Origin of the sequence: Lachnoclostridium sp. An14 (genome assembly GCF_002160755.1) — a bacterium.
GTDB lineage: Bacteria > Bacillota > Clostridia > Lachnospirales > Lachnospiraceae > Lachnoclostridium_A.
On record NZ_NFLE01000022.1, the window covers coordinates 38,900 to 60,113 of the forward strand.

Sequence of the window (21,214 nt, forward strand, 5' to 3'; positions counted from 1 at the left end):
CACGGAAAATGCCGTTTCCCACAGCGCGAAAAGAGCGGCCATATCCCAAAGATACAGCCGCCCCATTTTCACTTCCAATGACGGAATCAGATTATATTTTACCCGTTTGACCTCCGGTTTCCGCCTAGTAAAACAGCCCGCCCAGATTAAAAAGCCCCAGCGCAGAGAAAATCACATTCAAAAACACATTTCCCACGGAAAGCAAAAACAGCGTCCGGAACATTTTATTTAACTCCTCCGTGCTGGTCTCCCTGGCCGCGGAGTAGGAGGACATGATGATGGCGCCGCCGGTGGACAGCGGGCTGATGGCCGCCGCGAAGGAGGTGGCGGTGATGGCGGAGATCAGCTCCACATAGTGGACGCTGCTTCCAAAGGTCTCGCACACCTCCGCCGCGATGGGATACATGGCGGGCATTACCACGCCTGTGGTGGAGCTCACCCAGGAGAGAATGCCGGAAGTAGCCGCCAGAATGGGGGCCGCCGTGCTCTCGCTCATGAACCCGGTGAGGAAATCGGACACCAGGGTAATCCCGCCCAGAGTGTCGATCACGTTGATCAGCACGCCCACGCCGCAGATAAATACGAGAGTGCCCCAGGGAATGCCCTTGATGGCCTTTTTCTCATCCACTGCCCCCAGAAGGATCAGCACGGCGGCCGCCGCGAACGCGAACAGGCCCGTGTCCAGCTTAAACCCGATGCAGCAGACCACCATCACCACGATGGCCCCGATGGTCAGTTTCTGATCCCGGTTAAATTTGGGAATCTCCGACAGCTTTAAGGGGTTGTCCGCCTTTACCTTGTAACCCTTGTAAAGGAAATAGACCACCATCGTAAAGAGAAACCCGGACAGCAGGGTGGTGAGAAACAGGTGCAGGCTGAACCCGCTGTAGCCCAGAGGCTCGGACAGGTTCTTCGCCAGAATGCCCGTCATGGAAAGAATGGACGCGCAGCCCGCGTTGGCTCCCAGCTTGGCGTAAAGGGCGGTGGCCATGGGGTTGATGTCCATCTCAAAGGCCAGATACATGGCAAAGGTGGTCATCAGGATGCCCGCCGCGATGTGGCCCGGTCCGATGGCGGAGATGAACGCGGACAGGAAAAACATGAGAATGGGGATTAACACCGTCCGCTTTCCCACCAGGGCCACCACTTTTTTGGAAAACAAGTCCAGAGTGCCGTTGTTGGACGCCATGCCGAACAGGAAGGTGACTCCCACCAGGGTCACAAACATGGAGCTGCTGAACCCGGCAGTGATCTCCTTTGCCGACATCCCGCCCAAAGTTCCCAGAATAAAGGCAACGCCGATGGAGAGAAACCCCAGGTTTACCTTTTTAATAAAGCCGATGGCCACCACCACCGCCAACACAATCAGCGAAATAACAGAAACATTCATATTCCTATACCTCCATTTCAGTCAACGATTTGCCCCGTCCCCATCAACGGGAAATTCTCGCCACGCCCTCCATGATCAGGTTGGCAGTGCGAAATCCAAAAGTGTCCAGAATCGCCGGAAGTCCCCCCTCCGTCTCATAGTCCACGCCGCATTCCAGAATCCCCCCGGGATGGCCGATGCGGATAAACTGAGGATCCGTTTCCCCTCCGCACACCTGGTTCACCACGCTCCCCGGAATCACCAGGGCCGCCGCCGTGCACATGGCCCCTGTCATAGCGTAGCTGGGATGGGCCTTCTGCATGGACATCATTCGGGAGAGAAGGTCGATTTCCCCCTTCTTAATCACCGTCCCGTCCGACGCCTGATAGTCCTCCGGCTCCGCCACAAAGGTCATTTTCGGAATTCCAGGAGTCTCCCAGGCGGAGTTCCGGTAATCCTTAATAAGGCCCAGTTTCACAGCCGCCAGGCCTCTCACCGCCTCCAGGAGAGCGGACGTTTCCTCGTCCCCGTTGATCTCCTCCGGCAGCTCCCGGCCAGTGAGTCCCAGGTCCTTCGCCCTTGCAAACACCAGGGGATTGGCGGCGTCCACGATGGAGACCTCCACCGGGCCGTACCCCGGCACCTCCAGGACATCCACCTCCCGTCCCGTGGGCAGCAGCCCCCGTCCCAGAGTCCCCGCCGGCTCGATAAATTTCAGCCGGATGGGGGATGCCGTGCCCGGCACTCCCGCGATGGAAAAATCCCCGTCATAGACCACCTTTCCATCCTTCGTCTCCACATCGGCGGCGATGATTTTATCCGTATTTGTATTATAAATCCTTACGGTGGTAATGCCGTCCCCCGCCCGCACCAGTCCTTTTTCAATAGCAAAAGGCCCGACGCCGGAGGAAATGTTTCCGCAGTTTCCCTTATAGCTCACAATGGGCTTATCCACGGACACCTGGGCGAAGGTGTAGTCCACGTCCGCGTCCCCTCTGGCGGACGGCCCCACGATCGCCACCTTGCTGGTGACGGACTGGGAACCGCCCAGGCCGTCGATCTGCTTTTTGTCCGGACTGCCCATCATTCTCAAAAGGATTTCGTCCCAGGTTTCCCGGTCCTTCGGCAGGTCGCTCTCCAGCAAATATACCCCCTTGCTGGTGCCGCCCCGCATGATCACCGCCGGAATGTGAAACTCTGTTCCGCTTTTTACTGTCATCGTCAATCCTCCCCTCTGCCGCGTTTTCCATTTCCATTTATGCAAGGAAACACGGTCAAATCCTGTCCTTTCATTGCGGATGTCTTTCATCCTTTCCATGTTGCTGTGCAGTAGACTGGCCAGATCTATCTTTAGCCCTATTGTAACTCAACTCGATTAATTCGTAAAATTCATATATTTCATTTTTATTATTCTATTTAGCTATTTCTATGTTGATCTTATCTATTTTCTGTGCCTTTATTTAGTAAATATTTACAAAAACAAGCCGTAAAAGCCTGATTTCCAACATTCTTCATATTATTCTAATTTAGAATGATTTTTATAATTTTCAGGCATTTCTTGCTATTTCTACGCCGCCCGGCTATAATAATATCAATCATCAAAAACAGCGGAAAACCGGTTTTGAAGATCCCAAACCGCGGCTGGGATTTCCTGTTTTTTCCTGCATTTTCAACGGAAACATCAGAAAGGGGATTTTACATGGAATTTCGGGAACTGGACTACGTCCTTGCCATCGAAAAGTATCAGAGCATCACAAAGGCCGCCAAGGCCCTTTACATCAGCCAGCCCACCCTGAGCAAATTTCTCATCTCCCTGGAGCGCAGCCTGGGGCAGAAACTGTTCCGCAAGCTGGGAAACAAGTACGTTTTAACCTACGCCGGCGAGCAGTACGTCGCCGCCGCCAAGGAGATCCTGCGTTTAAAATCCAACCTGGACATCCAGCTGGCGGACATTCTGAAACGGGACGTGGGCGTCCTGAACGTGGCCTTTCCCCATATGCGCTGCATCTATATGCTGCCCACCACTCTGCCCGCGTTCCAGGCGGAGCACCCCAACGTCAAGGTGAATATTTTCGAGGGCAGCTCCGATGAAAACGACCGTTTCCTGCTGGACGGAAAGGCCGAGATCGCCTTTTACAGCAAACCGGAGGTGCTCAACCCCCTTTTAGAGTACGAGACCCTGAATAAAGAGGAAATGCTCCTCTGCCTGCGCAAGGGCCACCCCCTGGGGCATTACGCCCAGCCTAATCCCGCCAGCCGCTACCCGCGCCTGGACCCCAGGCTGCTGCAGAACGAGCTGATCCTCCAGCCGCTGTCTGACCAGCGCACCCGCCAAATCACCGACCGCTATTTCAGCGGCATCGGCCTGAAGTTTGAAAACACCATGGACATCAGCAGCCTGCCCGCCATCATGGAGCTGGTGTCCGTCGGCTACGGCGCCGCCTTTATCTTTGAAACCCACCTGATGCACCACCACTTCACCCGCCCCATCGACTGCTACAGCTTCGGCGAACCGAAAACGGTGTCCGACTTCGTGGTGGCCCACCGGCGCGGCAGCTATCTGCCCTCCTGCGCCTACGATTTTATAAAGATTGCCAGAGAACAGGTTACCACCGGCGGCATCGGGGATTTCCGCGCCCGGACAGACGGCCCCGGCGAGCCCTGACGGCGAGCAGGGAAACGCTTTTCCCGCGCCGGTCCCGCCGCGGTCCCCTGCCGTCATCCCATAGAAAGGGATGACGGCAGGGGACCGGCAGGAAGTATGATAATCTAGTTGAAAATCCCCCCATATATGGCTTATAATAGGAGATGATGCTGGACTGGCTCCGGGGGATATAACCACGGGGAGCCGGATCCAAATTTAAAAGTAAAGGAGAACCTGATATGCGAATTTATGAGGTGAAAAACTATGAGGAACTGAGCCGGAAGGCAGCCAACATCATCGCCGCGCAGATCCTGATGAAACCGAACTGCGTACTGGGCCTGGCTACCGGTTCCACGCCTGTGGGAGCTTACAAGGAACTGATCAAAAAATACGAGAGCGGAGATCTGGACTTCTCCCAGGTTTCCTCTGTAAACCTGGACGAGTACAAGGGACTCTCCGGCGATAACGACCAGAGCTACCGTTACTTCATGAATCACAACCTGTTCGACCACGTAAATATTGACAAGAACCGCACCCACGTTCCCAATGGCTTAGAGCCCGACGCTGACAAGGCCTGCGCCGACTACAACGCTTTAATCCGCTCCATGGGCGGCATTGACTTACAGCTCTTAGGCATCGGCGGAAACGGCCACATCGGTTTCAACGAGCCCTGCGAGGAGTTTATCTGCGATACCCACTGCGTATCCTTAGCCCAGAGCACCATCGAGGCAAACGCCCGTTTCTTCGCCTCCATCGACGAGGTTCCGAAGTCTGCCTACACCATGGGCATTGGAAACATTATGGCGGCAAAGCAGGTTCTCTTACTGGCCTCCGGAAAAGGCAAGGCACAGGCTGTCTATGATTCCTGCTTTGGCCCGGTGACGCCTCACGTTCCCGCTTCCGTATTACAGCTCCACCAGGATGCCGTAATCATCGCCGACAGCGACGCTCTGTCCCTGGCGAAGGAGAAAGGCGTATTCTAAAAACATAGGAATGAAACTCCAGACGCCGCGGCGTTTGGGCATGAGAAAAGGAGAGGGAAAACCGCACCAGGTTTTTGCCTCTCCTTTTCCTGTTTTTCCAGAAATTCTCAAAATGCCGCGATTAAAAGACCGGCGGCGTTCTCCCCGTCGTTTCCAGTTTCCCATTACCTCAAAACAGCCCGGCCCCGCCAAAAACCACAGCGAAAATCCACAAACAACAAGGGCCACAGCTCACGCCATGGCCCCTGCGAAACCGTCTGTCTTTTTATACACGCCTGTGTCTGCCGTTTTACTCCCCAAACACCGCCCGGTAATCCGCCTGGAACTTCTCAATTCCCTGATCCGTCAGCGGATGTTTCGTCATCTGCACCAGCACCTGATAGGGCACGGTGGCGATGTCCGCGCCGGCTCTCGCGCAGTCGATCACGTGGATCGGATTGCGGATGCTGGCGGCGATGATCTGAGTCTCGATGTCGTGCATCATAAAAATCTCCGTGATCTGGTCGATTAAGTCGATGCCCGGCATGGAAATGTCATCCAGCCTGCCTAAAAACGGGGAAACGTAGGTCGCGCCTGCTCTGGCCGCCAGAAGGGCCTGGGCCGCGTTAAAAATCAAGGTCACGTTCGTCCGGATTCCGTCGGCGCTCAGCACCTTCACTGCCTTTAAGCCCTCTACGGTCATGGGGATCTTCACCACCATATTGGGATGGATGGCCGCGATCTCCCGGCCCTCCCGGATCATTCCCTCCGCGTCAGTGGTGGTGGCTTTCACCTCGCCGCTGATGGGGCCGTCCACGATGGAGGCGATCTCCGCGATCACCTGCTTAAAATCCCTTCCCTCTTTCGCGATCAGGGACGGATTTGTGGTAACGCCGCAGATAATGCCCATGTCGTTCGCTTTTCTGATCTCGTCTACATTTGCTGTGTCAATAAAAAATCTCATGTCAGTTTCCCCTTTCCTAAGCGTTATCAGTTGTAACCTGGTTCCGGCTCTTTCTTACAGATAGCTCTTTAACAGCTCTGCCTTGTCCAGCCGCTCCCACGGAAGATCCAGATCGTTTCTTCCAAAGTGGCCGTAAGCAGCCGTCTGCTTGTAAATCGGACGGCGCAGATCCAGCATTTTGATAATGCCCGCCGGACGCAGGTCAAAGTTCTCCCTGATGATCTCCACCAGTTTCTCATCGCTCACCTTTCCGGTGCCGTAGGTATCCACCATGATGGAGGTGGGATGGGCCACGCCGATGGCGTAGGAGAGCTGAATCTCGCACTTGTCCGCCAGTCCTGCCGCGACGATGTTCTTCGCCACATAGCGGGCCGCGTAAGCCGCGGAACGGTCTACCTTCGTGCAGTCCTTTCCAGAGAAGGCGCCGCCGCCGTGACGGGCGTATCCGCCGTAGGTGTCTACGATGATCTTACGTCCCGTGAGGCCGCTGTCTCCCTGAGGTCCGCCGATGACGAAACGGCCGGTGGGATTGATAAAGATCTTCGTATCCCCGTCGATCATGTCAGCCGCAACCACCGCGTCAATCACGTATTTCCGAATATCCTCGTGAATCTGCTCCTGAGTCACCGCCGCGTCGTGCTGAGTGGAAATAACAATGGCCTCCAGGCGCTTCGGCTTTCCGTCCTCGCCGTACTCCACCGTCACCTGGCTCTTGCCGTCGGGACGAAGGTAGGACAGGGTGCCGTTCTTTCTCACCTCAGTCAGGCGGCGCACCAGCTTGTGGGCCAGAGCGATGGCGTAGGGCATATACTCCTCCGTCTCATTGGTGGCAAAGCCGAACATCATGCCCTGGTCTCCGGCGCCGATGGCGTCGATCTCCTCGTCAGACATGGTGTGCTCCTTCGCCTCCAGAGCCTTATCCACGCCCAGGGCGATGTCCGCGGACTGCTCGTCAATGGCCGTAATCACGCCGCAGGTATCGCAGTCAAAGCCGTATTTTGCCCGGTCGTAGCCGATCTCCCGCACCGTCTCCCGCACGATTTTCTGAATGTCCACGTAAGCCTTCGTGGTGATCTCGCCCATCACCAGCACCAGGCCGGTGGTCACAGCCGTCTCACAGGCCACGCGGCTCATGGGATCCTGCTCCATCAGCGCGTCTAAGATGGCATCGGAAATGGCGTCGCAGATTTTATCCGGATGTCCCTCTGTTACGGACTCGGATGTAAACAGTAATTTCTCCATTGAACAGTTTTCCTCCTATGATTCCTCCGCAGCCAGCCGTTTTCTCTCATTTTCCAGGCCGCGGGCAAAAAGAAAAGTCCGTACAGCAATACGGACTTGACTATCTCTGCATCAATTCCTCTTATTGCTCGATTTGTAGGGCAAACGCCCTATGTCCTCGCTCAGGCTGGCACCTTCCGCCCCTCACGCGCTCGCGCTTAGACGGGGTTGCCGTGACTTCATAGACCCTCTCTGTCTCCATCACTCTGAATAAGGGATATATACGTACTTTTCAGTTTTATCAGTTACTCGCAGAAGTATATTATACTATTCCGCTGGGTTTGTCAATAGTTAGCCTACCCTTAATTGGAATTTCCTAAGCGCCTTGTCGGAGTCCACCTTCTCGATCACCGCGCCCAGGGCCTGAAGTTTCTCCTCGAAACACTCATAGCCTCTCTGGATATAGCCAATCTCGTCCACCACGGTGTAGCCCTCCGCCGCCAGACCGGCGATCACCAGGGCAGCGCCCGCCCTCAGATCCGGGGCCTCCACCTGGGCTCCCGTAAATCCGGGGACGCCGTCGATCACGGCCACGTTTCCTTCCACCTTGATGTTTCCGCCCATGCGGGCCAGCTCGTCCACGTACTTAAACCGGTTCTCGAAAATGCTCTCCGTCACCATGCTGGTGCCGTCCGCCAGAGCCAGGGTCACCGCCATCTGAGGCTGCATATCCGTGGGGAAACCGGGATAGGGCAGAGTTTTGATATTGGTAGGCCGCTGTTTCGGCTTTCCAACCACCCGCACCGCGTCGTCAAACTCGATGATCTCGCAGCCGATCTCCGCCAGTTTCGCGGAAATCGCCTCCAGATGTTTCGGAATCACGTTTTTCACCATCACGTCGCCTCTGGTAGCCGCCGCGGCGCACATAAAGGTGCCCGCCTCGATCTGATCGGGGATCACGGAATACTCCGTGCCGTGAAGGCGGTCTACCCCCTTGATGCGGATCACGTCCGTGCCGGCGCCCTTGATATTGGCTCCCATGCTGTTTAAAAAGTTGGCCACGTCCACCACGTGAGGCTCTTTGGCCACGTTTTCCAGAATGGTCTGGCCCTCTGCCAGGGCCGCTGCCATCATAATATTGATGGTGGCGCCCACGGAAACCACGTCCAGGTAAATGTGGCTGCCCACCAGATCAATGGCGTGGGCCACCACGGAACCCTTCACAATCTCCACCTTCGCCCCCAGGGCGCGGAACCCCTTCAGATGCTGGTCGATGGGCCGGCTGCCGATATTGCAGCCGCCGGGAAGGGGCACCTCAGCGCTCTTGTACTTTCCAAGAAGCGCCCCAATAAAGTAATAGGAGGCGCGAATCCTGCGGATAAACTCGTCATCCACGGAAACCTCCTTGATGTTCTTCGCGTTGATTCTCACCGTATGGCGGTCGATGCGCTCCACGGAGGCGCCGATCTCCTCAATGGCCTCCAGCAGCACGTTAATATCTCTCACATCAGGCAGATTGTCGATCACCACGTCGTCATCCGTCATGATCGCCGCCGCCAGAATTCCAAGAGCGGCATTCTTCGCGCCGCTGATGTTGACCTCGCCAACCAGCGGATTGCCGCCTTTCATAATAAACTGTTCCATCCCTTAACCTCGAAAAATATGATCTATATCAATGAAGGGGACAAACGGCCTTCTGCCTCTGCCATCCCCTGTCCAAACTTCCGCGCCGCCTGCCGCGGCGCCGTGTCTGCAAGCTGTTTTCTCTTGTGCCTTCTACGTTGCAAATATGATTATAACATAAGATTTTCATTTGTAAAGTACACAAAGCCGGACGTAACCGCCCGGCTCTGCTCAAATTGATATAGAAATTTATATTCACTCTGTAAAGAGGCCGCACACAAAGTCGTTCCCGCGGGAGGCGAAATAGGTTCCCGCGTCCTGCAGCCCCATCTTTCTGGAGGTGCCCGTGGCCGGATCCTGGATGGTCACGTTGTACTGGTCATAGCCAATGATCAGCTCACAGCTCCCGTCCGGCCCCAGTGCCGCCGCGGGACAGCCCATTCCCACATAGTAAAGAGCCTGCTGGAGCGTCAGCCCCCGGCCATCCATGAGCCAGAATCCGGTTCCGTACTCCCCGTCCTCCGAGAAGGTGGCCAGCTGCCCCAAAATCCTGCCTGCCAGCGTATCCCATTCCCGGATCGTCCTCATATTCGGCCGCGTCACCCGGTTCCAGACGATCCGTCCACTCTCGTCCGTCACGTATCCCATGGCGTCATAGCAGGCCGCGACAGCCTCCGCCAGCCCATCGGTGACCTGGAGGAGCTTTCCGTTTCCGTAGGCCCGGTAAACCGTTTCCGCCTTCCGCCCGCCGGACTTTAAATCCAGAGTGTCGGACACGTCGTAAGCCACGTTTCTCGGCGCGCTCACCCGCACCCGGCTGCCTGCCTTCACCTCCGTGTCCAGCTGGACAAAATACAGCTTTTTCCGATCCTCCGACGCGTACCAGCCGATGCCCTCCAGTTTCGGGACACCCACCTCCACATTGCAGACGATGATGTCCTCTCCGGCTTTCTGATAGCTGTTGGCCCCTGTCTTGGCCAGCTGTTCTAAGTGAACCCGCCCTTCCGTGACCCGCACGCCGGAGACGTAGAGGCCCTCCTTTCCATATTCCGTCTCCACATTCAGATTGTCATCCACGATCTTCAAGCCGTAAACCGGCAGGCCGATGACACGGTTCCCGCTCATCCACTGCCCATTCTGTTCCGCCATGCCGTAAATAAAGTCATTTTCCACAAATCCCAGGGCCCTGAGCACTTCCCCGTCCCTGGCGTGGATGTCCTGTCTCGTCCCTGTCTCCAGGTTCATCAGGTGAATGGTCTCCGCCCCGTACCGGTCCGGCCCGTCCTGCCACGCCAGACGGCTCTGATCCTGACTGACGGCCCAGGTTCCCTCCGTCAGGCCGCTGGCCGTCACCAGATACTCGTTGCTGTTTAAATCCACGGCGTACACCGCCCCGTCCAGGTAAACGTAAAACATTCCGTTTGCCCCCAGTTTCGCCAGGCGGCTGATGTCCATGGCCAGCTCCTCATAAGGCTTGCTTGCGGGGAAGAAGAAACGCTCCTCCAAAATCCCCTTCTCCTCCTGATAGCGGTAAAACGCCGCTCCCACGGCCCCCTCGTGAACGCCCCGGTTCATATAGCCGTAGACCAGGAAATCCACATTTCCGCTGTCATCCACATTCAGTACCCGGATGTCGTGGCGGTTATAATTATTCCTAAGCTCCGTCCGGTCCTCACCCCGGAAGGAGAACAGCCGCACCAGATAGGGCCTGCTCCCGTCCCACTCGTACCGCCAAAGATCCCGGCTGCTCACAAACGCCCTGTATTTGCCGTTCTGGCTTTTCTTTACGGAAATGGCGTCGTCTGTGGAAATCCCCAGGAGAATGCGTTTTCCGCTCACCTCGTCTCCGCCGCCGGAAAATACCTCGTTCATGGTGCGGTCATAGCTCATCATATAAATGCGCTGGCTGTCCCATTTCATGGTGAAATTCTCCGTCACCTCATAAATCCGGTCCACACTGCCGGACTCCGCCGCCATATAGGTCAGCTCCACATTTCCCATGATGCCGTCCAACTGCTTTAGGGTCAGCCGTTTTTCCCCCACCGGCTGGATGTCTAAGCCTCCCCAGGTGATCTGGTCAAACTCCGACTGCAGGGTCACGTGGCCCAGAGTCGTATTATCCGCGCTCTGGCTGGGCTCCAGATAGGTGGTCAGCTCCCGCGCTGCCTCATAGTCAAAAGTCTTTTCCGAGAAATCCGCCGCCAGATCCACCATCTCCTGGGCCTTCGTGTCCTGCGTCCACAGAATCCTGGTGTAATACCGGGCCTCCCGGCCATCGTCCAGGCCCACATACAGACAGAGCTGGTACTGTTTATCCTGGGAAATCAGGTTCTGCACGGGCAGCTCCGCCCGCACTCCGTCCTCCCCGTTTTCCCAGGTGTTCACCGTGGTCCGTTCCACCAGCTGCTGCTGGTCCAGGCTGCGGATCTCATACCGGATTCCCGACACCTCTCCGGCGTAGCCGGAAATGACCACCGGCAGCACACGGTCCTGAGGCAGAATCGTCAATGAGTCGGCGGCCCCCGTCATGTCCTGGACATAGCCGCAGAGCGGGTTCATCTCTCTCCCCATGGTCTCCGTATGCACCACCGGCAAAGTGGCCTCCTCCATGGAAACGTATACCCGCTCGTCCTCCCTGTTCAGGATATTTTGGGTCAGCACAAAATACACAGCAATCGCCGCAATAAAAACGCAGAGCAGGATTCCTGCTTTTTTCTTCAATCGACTCATAGATTCTCCACTCTCTCTTATTTTTCAAACAGCCGTTCCGGATATACGCCATCGGCGATCAGGCTCCGGATGGATGATACCACCGTCTCCTTGTCCTCCTTGTAGGTGACGCCAAACCACTTGTCTCTCGTCTCCAGCACAGCCACTTTCGCCCGGCCTTCCTTCACCAGCTTGTCGATGATCTTCGGCAGAAGGTACTCCGCCTTCACATCGCCCTCCTTAAGGCCCGCTAAAAACTCCGGGAATCCCTTTTCCAGCTCGTCCATAAAGCTGGCCGGCAGCCCCCACATATTCATGGAAACGTGCTGATCCGCCTGCACCTTTACCGGACTGCCCTGCTCGTCCTGGGCCTGCATCGTCCCGTCCTCATTCATGCGGATCTCGTAGGTCTCCGTCACGTCCTTTAAACTCCCGTCTTCGTTCAGCACGCACACGCCGCGGGTCACCGTGCCGTTGTCACTTAAGGTGTTGCGCAGGATGAAACCGCCCATACACATATCGTACACCTGGCCGTCCTCGTCCATGTGTTCCACCATGTAGTCGTGGATTTTCTGGAATCCCTCTTTTCCATAGTAGTCATCGGCGTTGATCACCAGGAACGGGCCGTTCACCAGCTTTTTCGCTGACAGCACCGCCTGGCCTGTCCCCCAGGGCTTTTTCCTTCCCTCCGGCACGGAAAATCCCTCCGGCAGGTCAGAGATCTCCTGGAATGCGTACTCCACCTTGGCCACCTTCTCGATCCGATTTCCGATGATCTCCCGGAAATCCTTTTCCAGGTCTTTGCGGATGATGAACACGATCTTGTCAAAACCGGCCTTCAACGCATCGTAAATGGAGTAGTCCATAATAATTTCCCCGTTGGGGCCCACCGGCTCCAGCTGCTTAATTCCTCCTCCAAACCGGCTGCCGATTCCAGCCGCCATGATCACTAACGCAGTTTCTTTCATTTTTACCTCCCGCTGCCGTCCGCAGCTTTATCCTTTTTGTCCGCCCAGCGCAGACACCCGCCGGGGACTCCGTTTTCCCACCGGCCTGCTTTGCCTGCGGGCATAGTTTTTCTTATTTTAACTGAAAAAACGGGGAAGCGCAAGCCGGGGAGGATTAAGGTTTTCTTAAAAAAGCGGATAAAATGGGGGATCTGGACGGTTTCTTGATGAATATGAAAAATTTATAAATTATTTTCCGGTTTTTCCAACAGCGATTGTCCGAAGGCTCCGCAATGCCGGGGCCGAAAATTGGTTTTTTTGTCTGAATCAGGCATGTCAAAACACATACAACGGAAAGGGCGAAATGACCGTGTGCAATCAAAACACAATCAAAACAAAGTTTCATGTATCTTGTCAATCCTGTCTGCATATGCTATAATGCCAGTAGGCAAAAAGATAAAACAAGTCCATGTAGGACGACAAAGCGAAACCCCCAAAGTGCCAGCTCTGGGGGTTTCTTTTCCGTATGCGGTGGAACAAACCGGGGCTAGTTACCGACTATTTGTCGCCGTCTAACCACTTGATGACGTAGTGGCAAACCACGCCACCCGCAACAGCGACCAGAAAAGATAAAACAAATTCCATGTAAGACACCTCCTTCCTGTTCCCAGTATCGGAGGCGGTAACACCAGCATGATAACATAGCGAAAGTAATCCAGCAATTAAAACGCGGGCCTGGTAAGCACAGCACGGAAACTCAAGCTTTATGTATCTTGTCAACCTTTTCCGCATATGCTATAATGCCAGTAGGCTAAAGAGATGTGAGTTTTCCATATGGATGACTGACAAACGAAAACCCCGGAGATGCTGCTCCGGGGTTTTCTATTCCATTTGAGTATGGCGGCTTAGACCATAGGCTGGTTACCGACTACTTATCGCTGTCCAGCCATTTGCAAACGAGATGGCTAATCACGCCTGCCGCGACTGCGATAATCAGAGATGTGATTGTTTCCATATGGACACCTCCTTCCTGTTCCCAGTATCGGAGGCGGTAACACCTGCATGATAACACCGCCACACCCCCTCTGCAATGAAAACGCGCACTCCACATCGCGCCGATCACACCCTCACCAAAAAAGGAGAGCCCGCCGGCCCATGCGCCATACGGTCTCTCCTTTTCCTATTCTCTTACTTTCGCGTATCCAGCCGAACCAGAGCCCGCTTTAAAGCCGCCTCGGCGCGAGCCACGTCGATCTCGGCGCTCCGCTCCTTCAGCCGCCGTTCCGCGCGGTTCTTCGATTCCTCCGCCCGTCCGTAGTCGATCTCCTCCGGCCACTCCACCACCTCAGCCAGAATGGTCACCTGCTCCGGCAGAATCTCCGCGAACCCGGCGATGAGCGCCGCCTCCCGTTTCCCTTCCGCCTCGTGGATGGTCAGAATTCCCGGAGCCACGATCGCCGTCAGCGGGATGTGCTCCTTATAGATTCCGATATTCCCTTCCGTGGTAGTAAACTCCACCATGGAGGCCTCTCCGCTGTAAAACTCCCGCTCCGGGGTAATGACCGTGATTTTCATCATCTCCGCCATATTCCCACCCCCTATTTCACGCGGGCAAGGACGTCGTCAATGTTTCCTGCGTTGAGGAAATAGCTCTCCGGAATGTCGTCATGCTTTCCTTCCAGGATCTCCTTAAAGCCCTGGATCGTCTCGGAAACCGGCACATACCGTCCCGGCAGGCCGGTAAACTGTCCCGCCACGAAGAAGGGCTGAGACAGGAATCTCTGTACCTTTCTCGCTCTGGATACCACCAGCTTGTCCTCCTCGGAAAGCTCGTCCATACCCAGCATGGCGATAATATCCTGCAGCTCCTTATATCTCTGCAGCACCTCCTGCACCCCGCGGGCCACCCGGTAGTGCTCCTCTCCCACGATCCTGGGATCCAGAATCCTGGAGGTGGACTCCAGCGGATCCACCGCCGGATAGATTCCCAGCTCCACGATGGAACGGGAAAGTACCGTCGTAGCGTCCAGATGGGCAAAGGTGTTAGCCGGAGCCGGGTCCGTCAGGTCGTCCGCCGGCACGTAAACCGCCTGTACAGAGGTGATAGAACCGTTCTTCGTGGAAGTGATTCTCTCCTGAAGGGCGCCCATCTCCGTCTGCAGCGTAGGCTGATAACCTACTGCGGAAGGCATACGGCCAAGGAGGGCCGACACCTCAGAACCAGCCTGGGTGAAACGGAAAATATTGTCAATAAAGAGCAGTACATCCTTTCCGGATGTGTCACGGAAGTATTCCGCCATGGTCAGTCCCGTCAGGCCCACTCTCATACGGGCTCCCGGCGGCTCGTTCATCTGTCCGAACACCATGGTGGTCTTATCAATAACCCCCGATTCCTGCATCTCATAGTAAAGGTCATTTCCCTCACGGGTACGCTCGCCCACTCCCGTAAATACGGAGTAGCCGCCGTGCTCTGTAGCCACGTTTCGGATCAGCTCCTGGATCAACACCGTTTTTCCCACTCCGGCGCCGCCGAACAGGCCGATCTTTCCGCCCTTCTGATAGGGGCAGAGCAGGTCTACCACTTTGATTCCCGTCTCCAGGATCTCCTGCTCCGTGGACTGCTCCTCAAAGGTGGGAGCTTTTCTGTGGATGGGATGGTACTCCTCCACCTCCGGCTGGGGCTTGTTGTCAATCGCCTCTCCCAGGACGTTGAAAATGCGTCCCAGAGTCTTTTCTCCAACCGGCACGGAAATGGGACCTCCCGTCGCCCTGGCCTCCATACCGCGGACAAGGCCATCCGTGGAGCCCATGGCGATACATCTCACAGTATCATCGCCCAGATGCTGGGATACCTCCGCCACCAGACGGCTGCCGTCCTTCATGGTGATCTCCACGGCATCGTTGATCTCCGGGAGCTTTCCCTGGCTGAATTTTATATCCAGAACGGCGCTGATAATCTGTGTGATCTTACCAATGTTCATTTCTGCCATTTTGTTTCTCCTTTTTCCTTACGAAATTGCGTTGGCTCCCGCAATGATCTCCGTCAGCTCCTGGGTGATGGAACCCTGGCGCGCCCGGTTGTACTGGAGGCTCAGCTCCTCGATCATCTCCTCGGCGTTGCTGGTAGCGGAGTCCATGGCCGTCATACGCGCCCCGTTCTCACTGGCCACCGCCTCCAAAAGGGCGCCGTAAATCATGCTGCTCATGTACTTCGGCACCAGCTGATCCAGCACCGCCGTCTCGTTTGGCTCGTAGTTCATAAGCACTGCCGGGCCGCCGTCCGTCTCCCCGGTTTCAAATTCCACCGGCAAAAGCTTGATCAGGGCCGGTTTCTGGGACACCGTGTTTTTAAACACCGTGTAGGCCAGATAAATCTCTCCGATATTCCCCTTTTCAAACTCCGACAGCAGCACCGACGTGATCTCCTGGGCGTCCTGATACTCCGGCTCCTCGATCACTTCCGGATAGTCTCCCGCAATCTCGTATCCCTTTCTGGCAAGCCCGTCCTTCCCCTTGTTTCCAATGGCGTAGATGGAGGTCCTGCCGCTTGGGAACCGCTCGTCCCCTGCGATCATACGGATGATATTGTTATTGTATCCCCCTGCCAGGCCCCGGTTGGAGGTGATGGCGATCACCGCCTTCCGGTCCGAGGCACCGGCCTTCAGATACTTATGATCCATATTTCCCGACTTCGCCAGCATGGAGCTGACGGTCTGATACATCATATTAAAGTAAGGTTTGGAATTTTCGGCCTTCGTTCTGGACTTCTGCAGCTTTACCGTAGAAACCAGTTTCATCGCCTTCGTAATCTGCTCCGTGCTCTGGATGCTGCTACGCCTGCGCTTTATATCTCTCATGGATGCCATAATTCTTCACCGCCTTATCTCTCTGCCTTGCACTCACTGATCGCCTTTGTCAAAAGCTCCTCCATCTCCGGTTTCAGCTCCTTCGTGTCGCGGATGGAGGCCGGAATCTCCGGATACTTCTTGTCAATAAACTTGAACAGATCGCGCTCAAATGCCAGGATGTCCTCCACCGGCACGTCCAAAAGCAGTTTCCGCGTCACCGCGAAAATGATCATCACCTGATATTCCACCGGCATGGGCTGATACTGCCCCTGCTTTAACACCTCGCGGATGCGCTCGCCCTGGGCCAGCTGCTCCTTCGTGCTGGAATCCAGCTCCGAGCCAAACTGGGCAAAGGACGCCAGCTCCCGGTACTGGGCCAGCTCCACACGGATGGGAGCCGCGATTTTCTTGATGGCCTTGATCTGAGCCGCGCCGCCTACGCGGGACACGGACAGTCCGGCGTTGATGGCCGGGCGGAAACCGGAGTTGAACGCCTCCGTCTCCAGGTAGATCTGGCCGTCCGTGATGGAAATCACGTTGGTGGGGATGTAGGCGGAAACGTCTCCCGCCTGGGTCTCGATGATCGGCAGAGCCGTCAGGGAGCCGCCTCCCAGATCGTCCGACAGCTTGGACGCCCGCTCCAGAAGTCTGGAGTGGAGATAGAATACATCTCCCGGATAAGCCTCACGTCCCGGCGGTCTCTTAAGCAGCAGGGACAGGGTACGGTAAGCGGCCGCGTGCTTGGTTAAATCGTCGTAAATCACCAGCACGTCCCCGCCGTTCTCCATCCACTCCTCGCCGATGGCGCAGCCGGAATAGGGCGCAATATACTGAAGGGGTGCCAGGTCAGACGCCGTGGAAACAACCACGGTGGTGTAGTCCATAGCCCCGTACTCCTCAAAGGTCTTTACAATGTTCGCCACGGTGGACGCCTTCTGTCCGATGGCCACGTAAATGCAGTGAACGCCCTGGCCCTTCTGGTTGATGATGGTGTCCACGGCAATGGCCGTCTTTCCTGTCTGGCGGTCGCCGATAATCAGCTCACGCTGGCCTCTACCGATGGGGATCATGGCGTCGATGGCCTTGATTCCCGTCTGAAGGGGGGTGTCCACGGATTTTCTCTCGATTACGCCGTGCGCCACGCGCTCGATCCGGCGGTATTTATCGGTCTCAATCGGTCCTTTGCCGTCAATGGGCTGTCCGAGAGCATTGACCACGCGGCCCGTCAGGGCATCGCCCACAGGCACCTCCACCACGCGGCCGGTGGTCTTTACCAGATCCCCTTCGCTGATGGGGCTGGAATCGCCAAGCAGCACGGCGCCCACGTTGTCCTCCTCCAGGTTCAGCACCATGCCGTAGATCTCTCCCGGAAACTCCAGAAGCTCTCCCTGCATGGCATTCTCCAGGCCGTGGATTCTGGCGATGCCGTCCGCCACCTGGATGACCGTGCCCACATCGGACACCTCCAGCTTGGCGGAGTATCTCTCTATCTGCTCCTTAATGACCGAACTGATCTCCTCTGGTCTTAAATTCATAATTCAGTTCGCACCTTTCCTGCCGTCCGCAGCCTGCGGACAGCATATTTTCAGTCCACGCAGCCGTCCTAGGCCAGCTGCAGTTTCATCAGCTCCCGCTTCATCTCATAAAGCTGGGTCCGGATGCTGCTGTCCACCACCCGGTCACCGATGCGGATGACCAGGCCGCCGATGAGCTCCGGTTTTACGGAATACTTCATTTCAAACTCCACATAGGACGTGGTCTCCAGGAGCCGTTTCTCCAGGCGGGCTTTCTGCTCGTCCCGCAGCTCCACGGCGCTCTCCACGCTGGCCACGCCAATGTGTTTATACTCCTTCACGTCCCCGATGAAGGTGCTGATGATGTTTAACAGGTCCTTCTGCCGCCCCTTTTCCACGATGGCGGTAAGAAATCCCATCCACTCGTCGGAGATCCTTCCGGAGAACACCGACTGCAGCATTTCCAGTTTTTCCTCCCGGACCAGCTTTGGATGGTTTAGCAGCTCCAAAAGCTCCCCATTGGAATCAAATACCTCGTATAACCCTTTGGCCTCCTCAAACAGGGTATCCATCAGGTCCTTCTCACGGGCTACCTCAAACAGCGCATCGCTGTATACCTTCGATACTAGCTTCGCCATGTACTCTCACCCATTTCCTTCAAAGTCTCGTCGATCAGAGCGTCCTGGATTTTCACATCCATAGATGCCGCCACCGCTTTGCCTGCCATCAGGGATGCGATGGAAACCACATCCTGCTTGAGGTCGTCGATGGCTTTCTTTCTCTCCAGCTCGATCTCCCGGTTGGCCCGTTCCATGATCCTGGCCGCTTCCACCCTGGCTGCCTCCACGATCTCGGTCTCCTGCGCCTTTGCCTTTCTGCGCGCCGCCTCCAGGATCTCATCAGCCTCCTTTTTCACGTCCTTAAGCTTTGCCTCGTACTCACTTTTCAGCGCCTCAGCGTCCGCCTGGCTCCTCGCCGCCTGCTCCAGTTCTCCGGCGATCTTGTTCCGCCTGTCGGCCAGAACCTTCTTCACCGGGTTGAACAGCAGATAGGACAGGGCAAAAAAGAGAATGAAAATATTGATGGCCGTTATGGCATTGTCAAAAAGCATCTGCGCATCAAATCCCAATAACCGTTCCAAGGTTTCGCCTCCTTTCCTTGCCGTCTCTCATGCAGCAAATTTTCTCCCGTTCTCTTTAGCTGAAAGGCTTTAAGAACATCAGGATCGCTGCCACTGCGAAACCGTAAAGACCGGTGGTCTCCGCTACGGCCTGTCCCAGAAGCATGGTGGATGTAATGTCAGATTTCGCGCCGGGATTGCGTCCCACGGCCGCTGCCGCGTGTCCTGCCGCGATTCCCTGTCCGATACCAGGTCCGATACCGGCGATCATCGCCAGACCTGCGCCGATGGCTGAGCATCCTAAAATAAAGTCCTGACCAGAAATTCCATTCATAGTGATTTCCTCCTAAATCATAATTTGCTTTTTCCGCCTGGGCGGTGATGTTTTTTACTCCATCTTGTCATTGACATAAACCATCGTCAACATACAGAACACATACGTCTGGATCGCTCCGGAGAACAGATCGCAGTACACGTGCAGAAACGACGGAATACCGATCTTGACAAAAATCGGCATCATGCCGTACCACAGTCCCATCAGGATCACGCCGGAAACCATGTTTCCGAACAGACGCAGGGAAAGGGAGATCGGATTGGCGATCTCGCCGATCAGGTTGATGGGGAACAGGATGGGAAACGGCTCGAACAGGCTTGTAAAATGCCTGAACTTCCTGTTCTTGATTCCCTGGTAGTTTACGATCAGGAACGTAAAAATACCCAGGGTAAAGGTCACGCCGAAATCTGCCGTCGGGGTGCGCAGCCCGCATAAGCCGCCGATGTTGCAGAACAGGATGAACAGGAAAATCGTTCCGATGTAGTTAAAAAAACGTCCGCCGTTCGCTCCCATGACACTGCCGATCATCTTCTCCAGCATCTCCGCCGCGTACTCCGCAATGTTCTGAACGGTGCCCGGAACCTCCGTGGCCCGTTTCAGCTTGCCGTGGGCGATGATTGCCAGAATCAGGATAAAGATGGTCGTAATGCACATCCCTATGGTTGTCGTCGTGATCCAAAGCTCTTGTCCGAACATGGTGAACTGGTACACTCCATGGATCATGAAATCCGGTTCTCCAGTCAGACTGATTCCTCCCATATGCCAGCCTCCTTTCTTAATTTTACTGTGAAAGACCCGGATGGCGCCGATATAGATGGGCGTGCTCGCACGCACAGATATATCGGCATCAGACGGGCAAGACGGTATAAGAAAGTGTGCGCTTGGCGCACACTCGCGCCGGAGCGCGGCTGCGCCAGCAGCCATTTTCCTTTGCGCGGAGTGCGCCTCCTTGCGGAGCATTTTTATTTAACAGGAAACGCAGTTTCCTGTTAAATAAGAATGTAGGGCGACAGCCCGGATTTCGAATACCGTCGGCAGATGGCGGGAACGCCGTAGGCGTGGAGCCATCTGGCTTTCATGATTCGCGATGACCGCGTTAGCGGTCATGTCCGCTTGTGGAACAATCGGTGTAAGGCCGGCTGCATATAAGCTCCGGTCTTGAGCCCGAGGGCCCCGATCACTACTGCCAATACATTAATTTTATCCGAGAATTTCCAAAGGATCACAAGAAGCAGGATGAGATAGCAAAAATTCCGGATCACGGACCCCACCACCGTCTTTTTGTTGGCCGCGGAAAAATCTCCCGTGTCAATGGAACGCTCCAGGCAAAACGCCATGTGGACTACCATCAGGATCGCGCTGGCCATGCCGACAAACAGCCCGGCAAACACCGCCCTATCCTGAAAGAAACACCCGGCCAGGATTGCACACAGCGCATTGTGTACAATAATACCCGCCGAGATCTCAGCGACCAGAGCCTTTGTGGTTCTCTCCATATTGATTCTCCCTCTCTTTGATTACCCGGCTCTCCCGTTTCGGCTTTCGGATGGGAGCGCTCTCAGAATGCTCCTGCTCCCACTCTCTCAGACGCTCCTTTTCTCTCTCCTCCCGCTCCTTTTCCTCCATGTGAATCACTCTGGCGGCCAGCCGCCAGGCGCTCAACAGTCCTGCAAGAAAGCCCATGATCATGAGGAGCAGCGTCCACCTCGTACCAAAACGCGAGTCAATGCACCGGCCCGCAAAAATACACAGAAAAACCGGCACCATTACCGTCAGCCCCAGCTGGGTCACCAGCGCCAGGCTGCGAAATACCTGTCTGTTATCTTTAATAACCGCACCTGCTTTCTCTGTTTGCGAATTCGGAATTATTATACCCCAATCTTACCTGCCTTGTCCATATTTTCTAAAATTTTAATAAATTCCCGCCATTTTATCCAGCATTCCCGGTGATTCTGTTCA

General features: G+C 55.6%; 19 protein-coding genes and 1 riboswitch. Of the genes, 2 read left to right on the plus strand and 17 right to left on the minus strand.

The genetic code is table 11. The annotated features are described in order from the left end of the window. Nucleotides 1–124: 124 nt before the first annotated feature. Both B5E84_RS12775 and B5E84_RS12780 read right to left on the minus strand, forming a co-directional pair. On the minus strand, nucleotides 125–1,390 hold the full coding sequence (locus B5E84_RS12775; protein ID WP_087223348.1) for an SLC13 family permease: 1,266 nt from the start codon (nucleotides 1,388–1,390) through the stop codon (nucleotides 125–127). A 43-nt stretch (nucleotides 1,391–1,433) separates the two neighbouring features. After that, nucleotides 1,434–2,588: a 2-methylaconitate cis-trans isomerase PrpF family protein gene (locus B5E84_RS12780; RefSeq protein WP_087223350.1), complete on the minus strand. Its 1,155-nt coding sequence runs from the start codon at nucleotides 2,586–2,588 to the stop codon at nucleotides 1,434–1,436. A gap of 480 nt (nucleotides 2,589–3,068) precedes the next feature. Between B5E84_RS12780 and B5E84_RS12785 the strand changes: the two genes are divergently transcribed. Both B5E84_RS12785 and nagB read left to right on the plus strand, forming a co-directional pair. Beyond that, nucleotides 3,069–4,034 (plus strand): LysR family transcriptional regulator, encoded by a 966-nt coding sequence (locus tag B5E84_RS12785; RefSeq protein WP_087223396.1) that lies wholly within the window; start codon nucleotides 3,069–3,071, stop codon nucleotides 4,032–4,034. Between the two features lie 218 nt (nucleotides 4,035–4,252). Further along, on the plus strand, nucleotides 4,253–4,996 hold the full coding sequence (gene nagB, locus B5E84_RS12790) for a glucosamine-6-phosphate deaminase (RefSeq protein WP_087223352.1): 744 nt from the start codon (nucleotides 4,253–4,255) through the stop codon (nucleotides 4,994–4,996). Between the two features lie 289 nt (nucleotides 4,997–5,285). On the opposite strand, the gene fsa is transcribed toward nagB, so the two are convergent. The 15 genes from fsa to B5E84_RS12865 all read right to left on the minus strand — a co-directional run bounded on the left by fsa (nucleotide 5,286) and on the right by B5E84_RS12865 (nucleotide 21,046). Further along, nucleotides 5,286–5,939: a fructose-6-phosphate aldolase gene (gene fsa, locus B5E84_RS12795; protein ID WP_087223354.1), complete on the minus strand. Its 654-nt coding sequence runs from the start codon at nucleotides 5,937–5,939 to the stop codon at nucleotides 5,286–5,288. 54 nt (nucleotides 5,940–5,993) lie between these two features. Further along, nucleotides 5,994–7,181, minus strand: a complete 1,188-nt coding sequence (gene metK / locus B5E84_RS12800) for a methionine adenosyltransferase (protein WP_087223356.1) — start codon at nucleotides 7,179–7,181, stop codon at nucleotides 5,994–5,996. Nucleotides 7,182–7,299: 118 nt separating this feature from the next. Continuing rightward, nucleotides 7,300–7,437, minus strand: a riboswitch (SAM riboswitch). 74 nt (nucleotides 7,438–7,511) lie between these two features. Beyond that, nucleotides 7,512–8,804 (minus strand): UDP-N-acetylglucosamine 1-carboxyvinyltransferase, encoded by a 1,293-nt coding sequence (locus tag B5E84_RS12805; RefSeq protein ID WP_087223357.1) that lies wholly within the window; start codon nucleotides 8,802–8,804, stop codon nucleotides 7,512–7,514. Between the two features lie 234 nt (nucleotides 8,805–9,038). Next, nucleotides 9,039–11,513 (minus strand): hypothetical protein, encoded by a 2,475-nt coding sequence (locus tag B5E84_RS12810; RefSeq protein ID WP_087223359.1) that lies wholly within the window; start codon nucleotides 11,511–11,513, stop codon nucleotides 9,039–9,041. Between the two features lie 17 nt (nucleotides 11,514–11,530). Next, nucleotides 11,531–12,460, minus strand: coding sequence for a nucleotidyltransferase family protein (locus B5E84_RS12815; protein ID WP_087223360.1), 930 nt, complete (start codon nucleotides 12,458–12,460; stop codon nucleotides 11,531–11,533). Between the two features lie 1,167 nt (nucleotides 12,461–13,627). Further along, nucleotides 13,628–14,026 (minus strand): ATP synthase F1 subunit epsilon, encoded by a 399-nt coding sequence (gene atpC / locus B5E84_RS12820; RefSeq protein WP_087223362.1) that lies wholly within the window; start codon nucleotides 14,024–14,026, stop codon nucleotides 13,628–13,630. An 11-nt stretch (nucleotides 14,027–14,037) separates the two neighbouring features. Continuing rightward, nucleotides 14,038–15,429 (minus strand): F0F1 ATP synthase subunit beta, encoded by a 1,392-nt coding sequence (gene atpD / locus B5E84_RS12825; RefSeq protein WP_087223364.1) that lies wholly within the window; start codon nucleotides 15,427–15,429, stop codon nucleotides 14,038–14,040. Between the two features lie 18 nt (nucleotides 15,430–15,447). After that, nucleotides 15,448–16,305 carry an ATP synthase F1 subunit gamma gene (gene atpG, locus B5E84_RS12830; protein ID WP_087223366.1) on the minus strand — a complete coding sequence of 286 codons (858 nt, stop codon included), beginning with the start codon at nucleotides 16,303–16,305 and terminating at the stop codon, nucleotides 15,448–15,450. A gap of 14 nt (nucleotides 16,306–16,319) precedes the next feature. Next, nucleotides 16,320–17,822, minus strand: a complete 1,503-nt coding sequence (gene atpA / locus B5E84_RS12835) for a F0F1 ATP synthase subunit alpha (RefSeq protein WP_087223368.1) — start codon at nucleotides 17,820–17,822, stop codon at nucleotides 16,320–16,322. 68 nt (nucleotides 17,823–17,890) lie between these two features. Continuing rightward, the gene (atpH, locus tag B5E84_RS12840) at nucleotides 17,891–18,439 is read right to left on the minus strand and encodes an ATP synthase F1 subunit delta (protein ID WP_087223370.1); all 549 of its coding nucleotides are present in this window, start codon (nucleotides 18,437–18,439) and stop codon (nucleotides 17,891–17,893) included. Continuing rightward, on the minus strand, nucleotides 18,427–18,942 hold the full coding sequence (gene atpF, locus B5E84_RS12845; RefSeq protein ID WP_087223372.1) for a F0F1 ATP synthase subunit B: 516 nt from the start codon (nucleotides 18,940–18,942) through the stop codon (nucleotides 18,427–18,429). Before atpF ends, atpH begins: the two co-directional genes overlap by 13 nt. A 55-nt stretch (nucleotides 18,943–18,997) precedes the next feature. Next, nucleotides 18,998–19,255, minus strand: coding sequence for an ATP synthase F0 subunit C (atpE, locus tag B5E84_RS12850; protein ID WP_002605128.1), 258 nt, complete (start codon nucleotides 19,253–19,255; stop codon nucleotides 18,998–19,000). Between the two features lie 54 nt (nucleotides 19,256–19,309). Beyond that, nucleotides 19,310–20,014: a F0F1 ATP synthase subunit A gene (gene atpB, locus B5E84_RS12855; RefSeq protein WP_087223374.1), complete on the minus strand. Its 705-nt coding sequence runs from the start codon at nucleotides 20,012–20,014 to the stop codon at nucleotides 19,310–19,312. A 344-nt stretch (nucleotides 20,015–20,358) separates the two neighbouring features. Then, on the minus strand, nucleotides 20,359–20,751 hold the full coding sequence (locus B5E84_RS12860) for an ATP synthase subunit I (protein ID WP_087223376.1): 393 nt from the start codon (nucleotides 20,749–20,751) through the stop codon (nucleotides 20,359–20,361). Beyond that, on the minus strand, nucleotides 20,720–21,046 hold the full coding sequence (locus B5E84_RS12865; protein WP_087223378.1) for an AtpZ/AtpI family protein: 327 nt from the start codon (nucleotides 21,044–21,046) through the stop codon (nucleotides 20,720–20,722). The genes B5E84_RS12860 and B5E84_RS12865 overlap by 32 nt, the downstream gene beginning before the upstream one ends. Nucleotides 21,047–21,214 lie beyond the last annotated feature (168 nt).

Bases quoted from the DNA above. Each gene is read 5' to 3' on its own strand.
- fsa (WP_087223354.1), bottom strand. From the start codon at position 5,939: ATGAGATTTTTTATTGACACAGCAAATGTAGACGAGATCAGAAAAGCG.
- atpA (WP_087223368.1), bottom strand. From the start codon at position 17,822: ATGAATTTAAGACCAGAGGAGATCAGTTCGGTCATTAAGGAGCAGATA.
- atpC (WP_087223362.1), bottom strand. From the start codon at position 14,026: ATGGCGGAGATGATGAAAATCACGGTCATTACCCCGGAGCGGGAGTTT.
- B5E84_RS12860 (WP_087223376.1), bottom strand. From the start codon at position 20,751: ATGGAGAGAACCACAAAGGCTCTGGTCGCTGAGATCTCGGCGGGTATT.
- nagB (WP_087223352.1), top strand. From the start codon at position 4,253: ATGCGAATTTATGAGGTGAAAAACTATGAGGAACTGAGCCGGAAGGCA.
- atpB (WP_087223374.1), bottom strand. From the start codon at position 20,014: ATGGGAGGAATCAGTCTGACTGGAGAACCGGATTTCATGATCCATGGA.
- atpG (WP_087223366.1), bottom strand. From the start codon at position 16,305: ATGGCATCCATGAGAGATATAAAGCGCAGGCGTAGCAGCATCCAGAGC.
- B5E84_RS12805 (WP_087223357.1), bottom strand. From the start codon at position 8,804: ATGGAACAGTTTATTATGAAAGGCGGCAATCCGCTGGTTGGCGAGGTC.
- B5E84_RS12780 (WP_087223350.1), bottom strand. From the start codon at position 2,588: ATGACAGTAAAAAGCGGAACAGAGTTTCACATTCCGGCGGTGATCATG.
- B5E84_RS12815 (WP_087223360.1), bottom strand. From the start codon at position 12,460: ATGAAAGAAACTGCGTTAGTGATCATGGCGGCTGGAATCGGCAGCCGG.
- B5E84_RS12810 (WP_087223359.1), bottom strand. From the start codon at position 11,513: ATGAGTCGATTGAAGAAAAAAGCAGGAATCCTGCTCTGCGTTTTTATT.
- atpH (WP_087223370.1), bottom strand. From the start codon at position 18,439: ATGGCGAAGCTAGTATCGAAGGTATACAGCGATGCGCTGTTTGAGGTA.
- metK (WP_087223356.1), bottom strand. From the start codon at position 7,181: ATGGAGAAATTACTGTTTACATCCGAGTCCGTAACAGAGGGACATCCG.
- B5E84_RS12785 (WP_087223396.1), top strand. From the start codon at position 3,069: ATGGAATTTCGGGAACTGGACTACGTCCTTGCCATCGAAAAGTATCAG.
- B5E84_RS12775 (WP_087223348.1), bottom strand. From the start codon at position 1,390: ATGAATGTTTCTGTTATTTCGCTGATTGTGTTGGCGGTGGTGGTGGCC.
- atpD (WP_087223364.1), bottom strand. From the start codon at position 15,429: ATGGCAGAAATGAACATTGGTAAGATCACACAGATTATCAGCGCCGTT.
- atpE (WP_002605128.1), bottom strand. From the start codon at position 19,255: ATGAATGGAATTTCTGGTCAGGACTTTATTTTAGGATGCTCAGCCATC.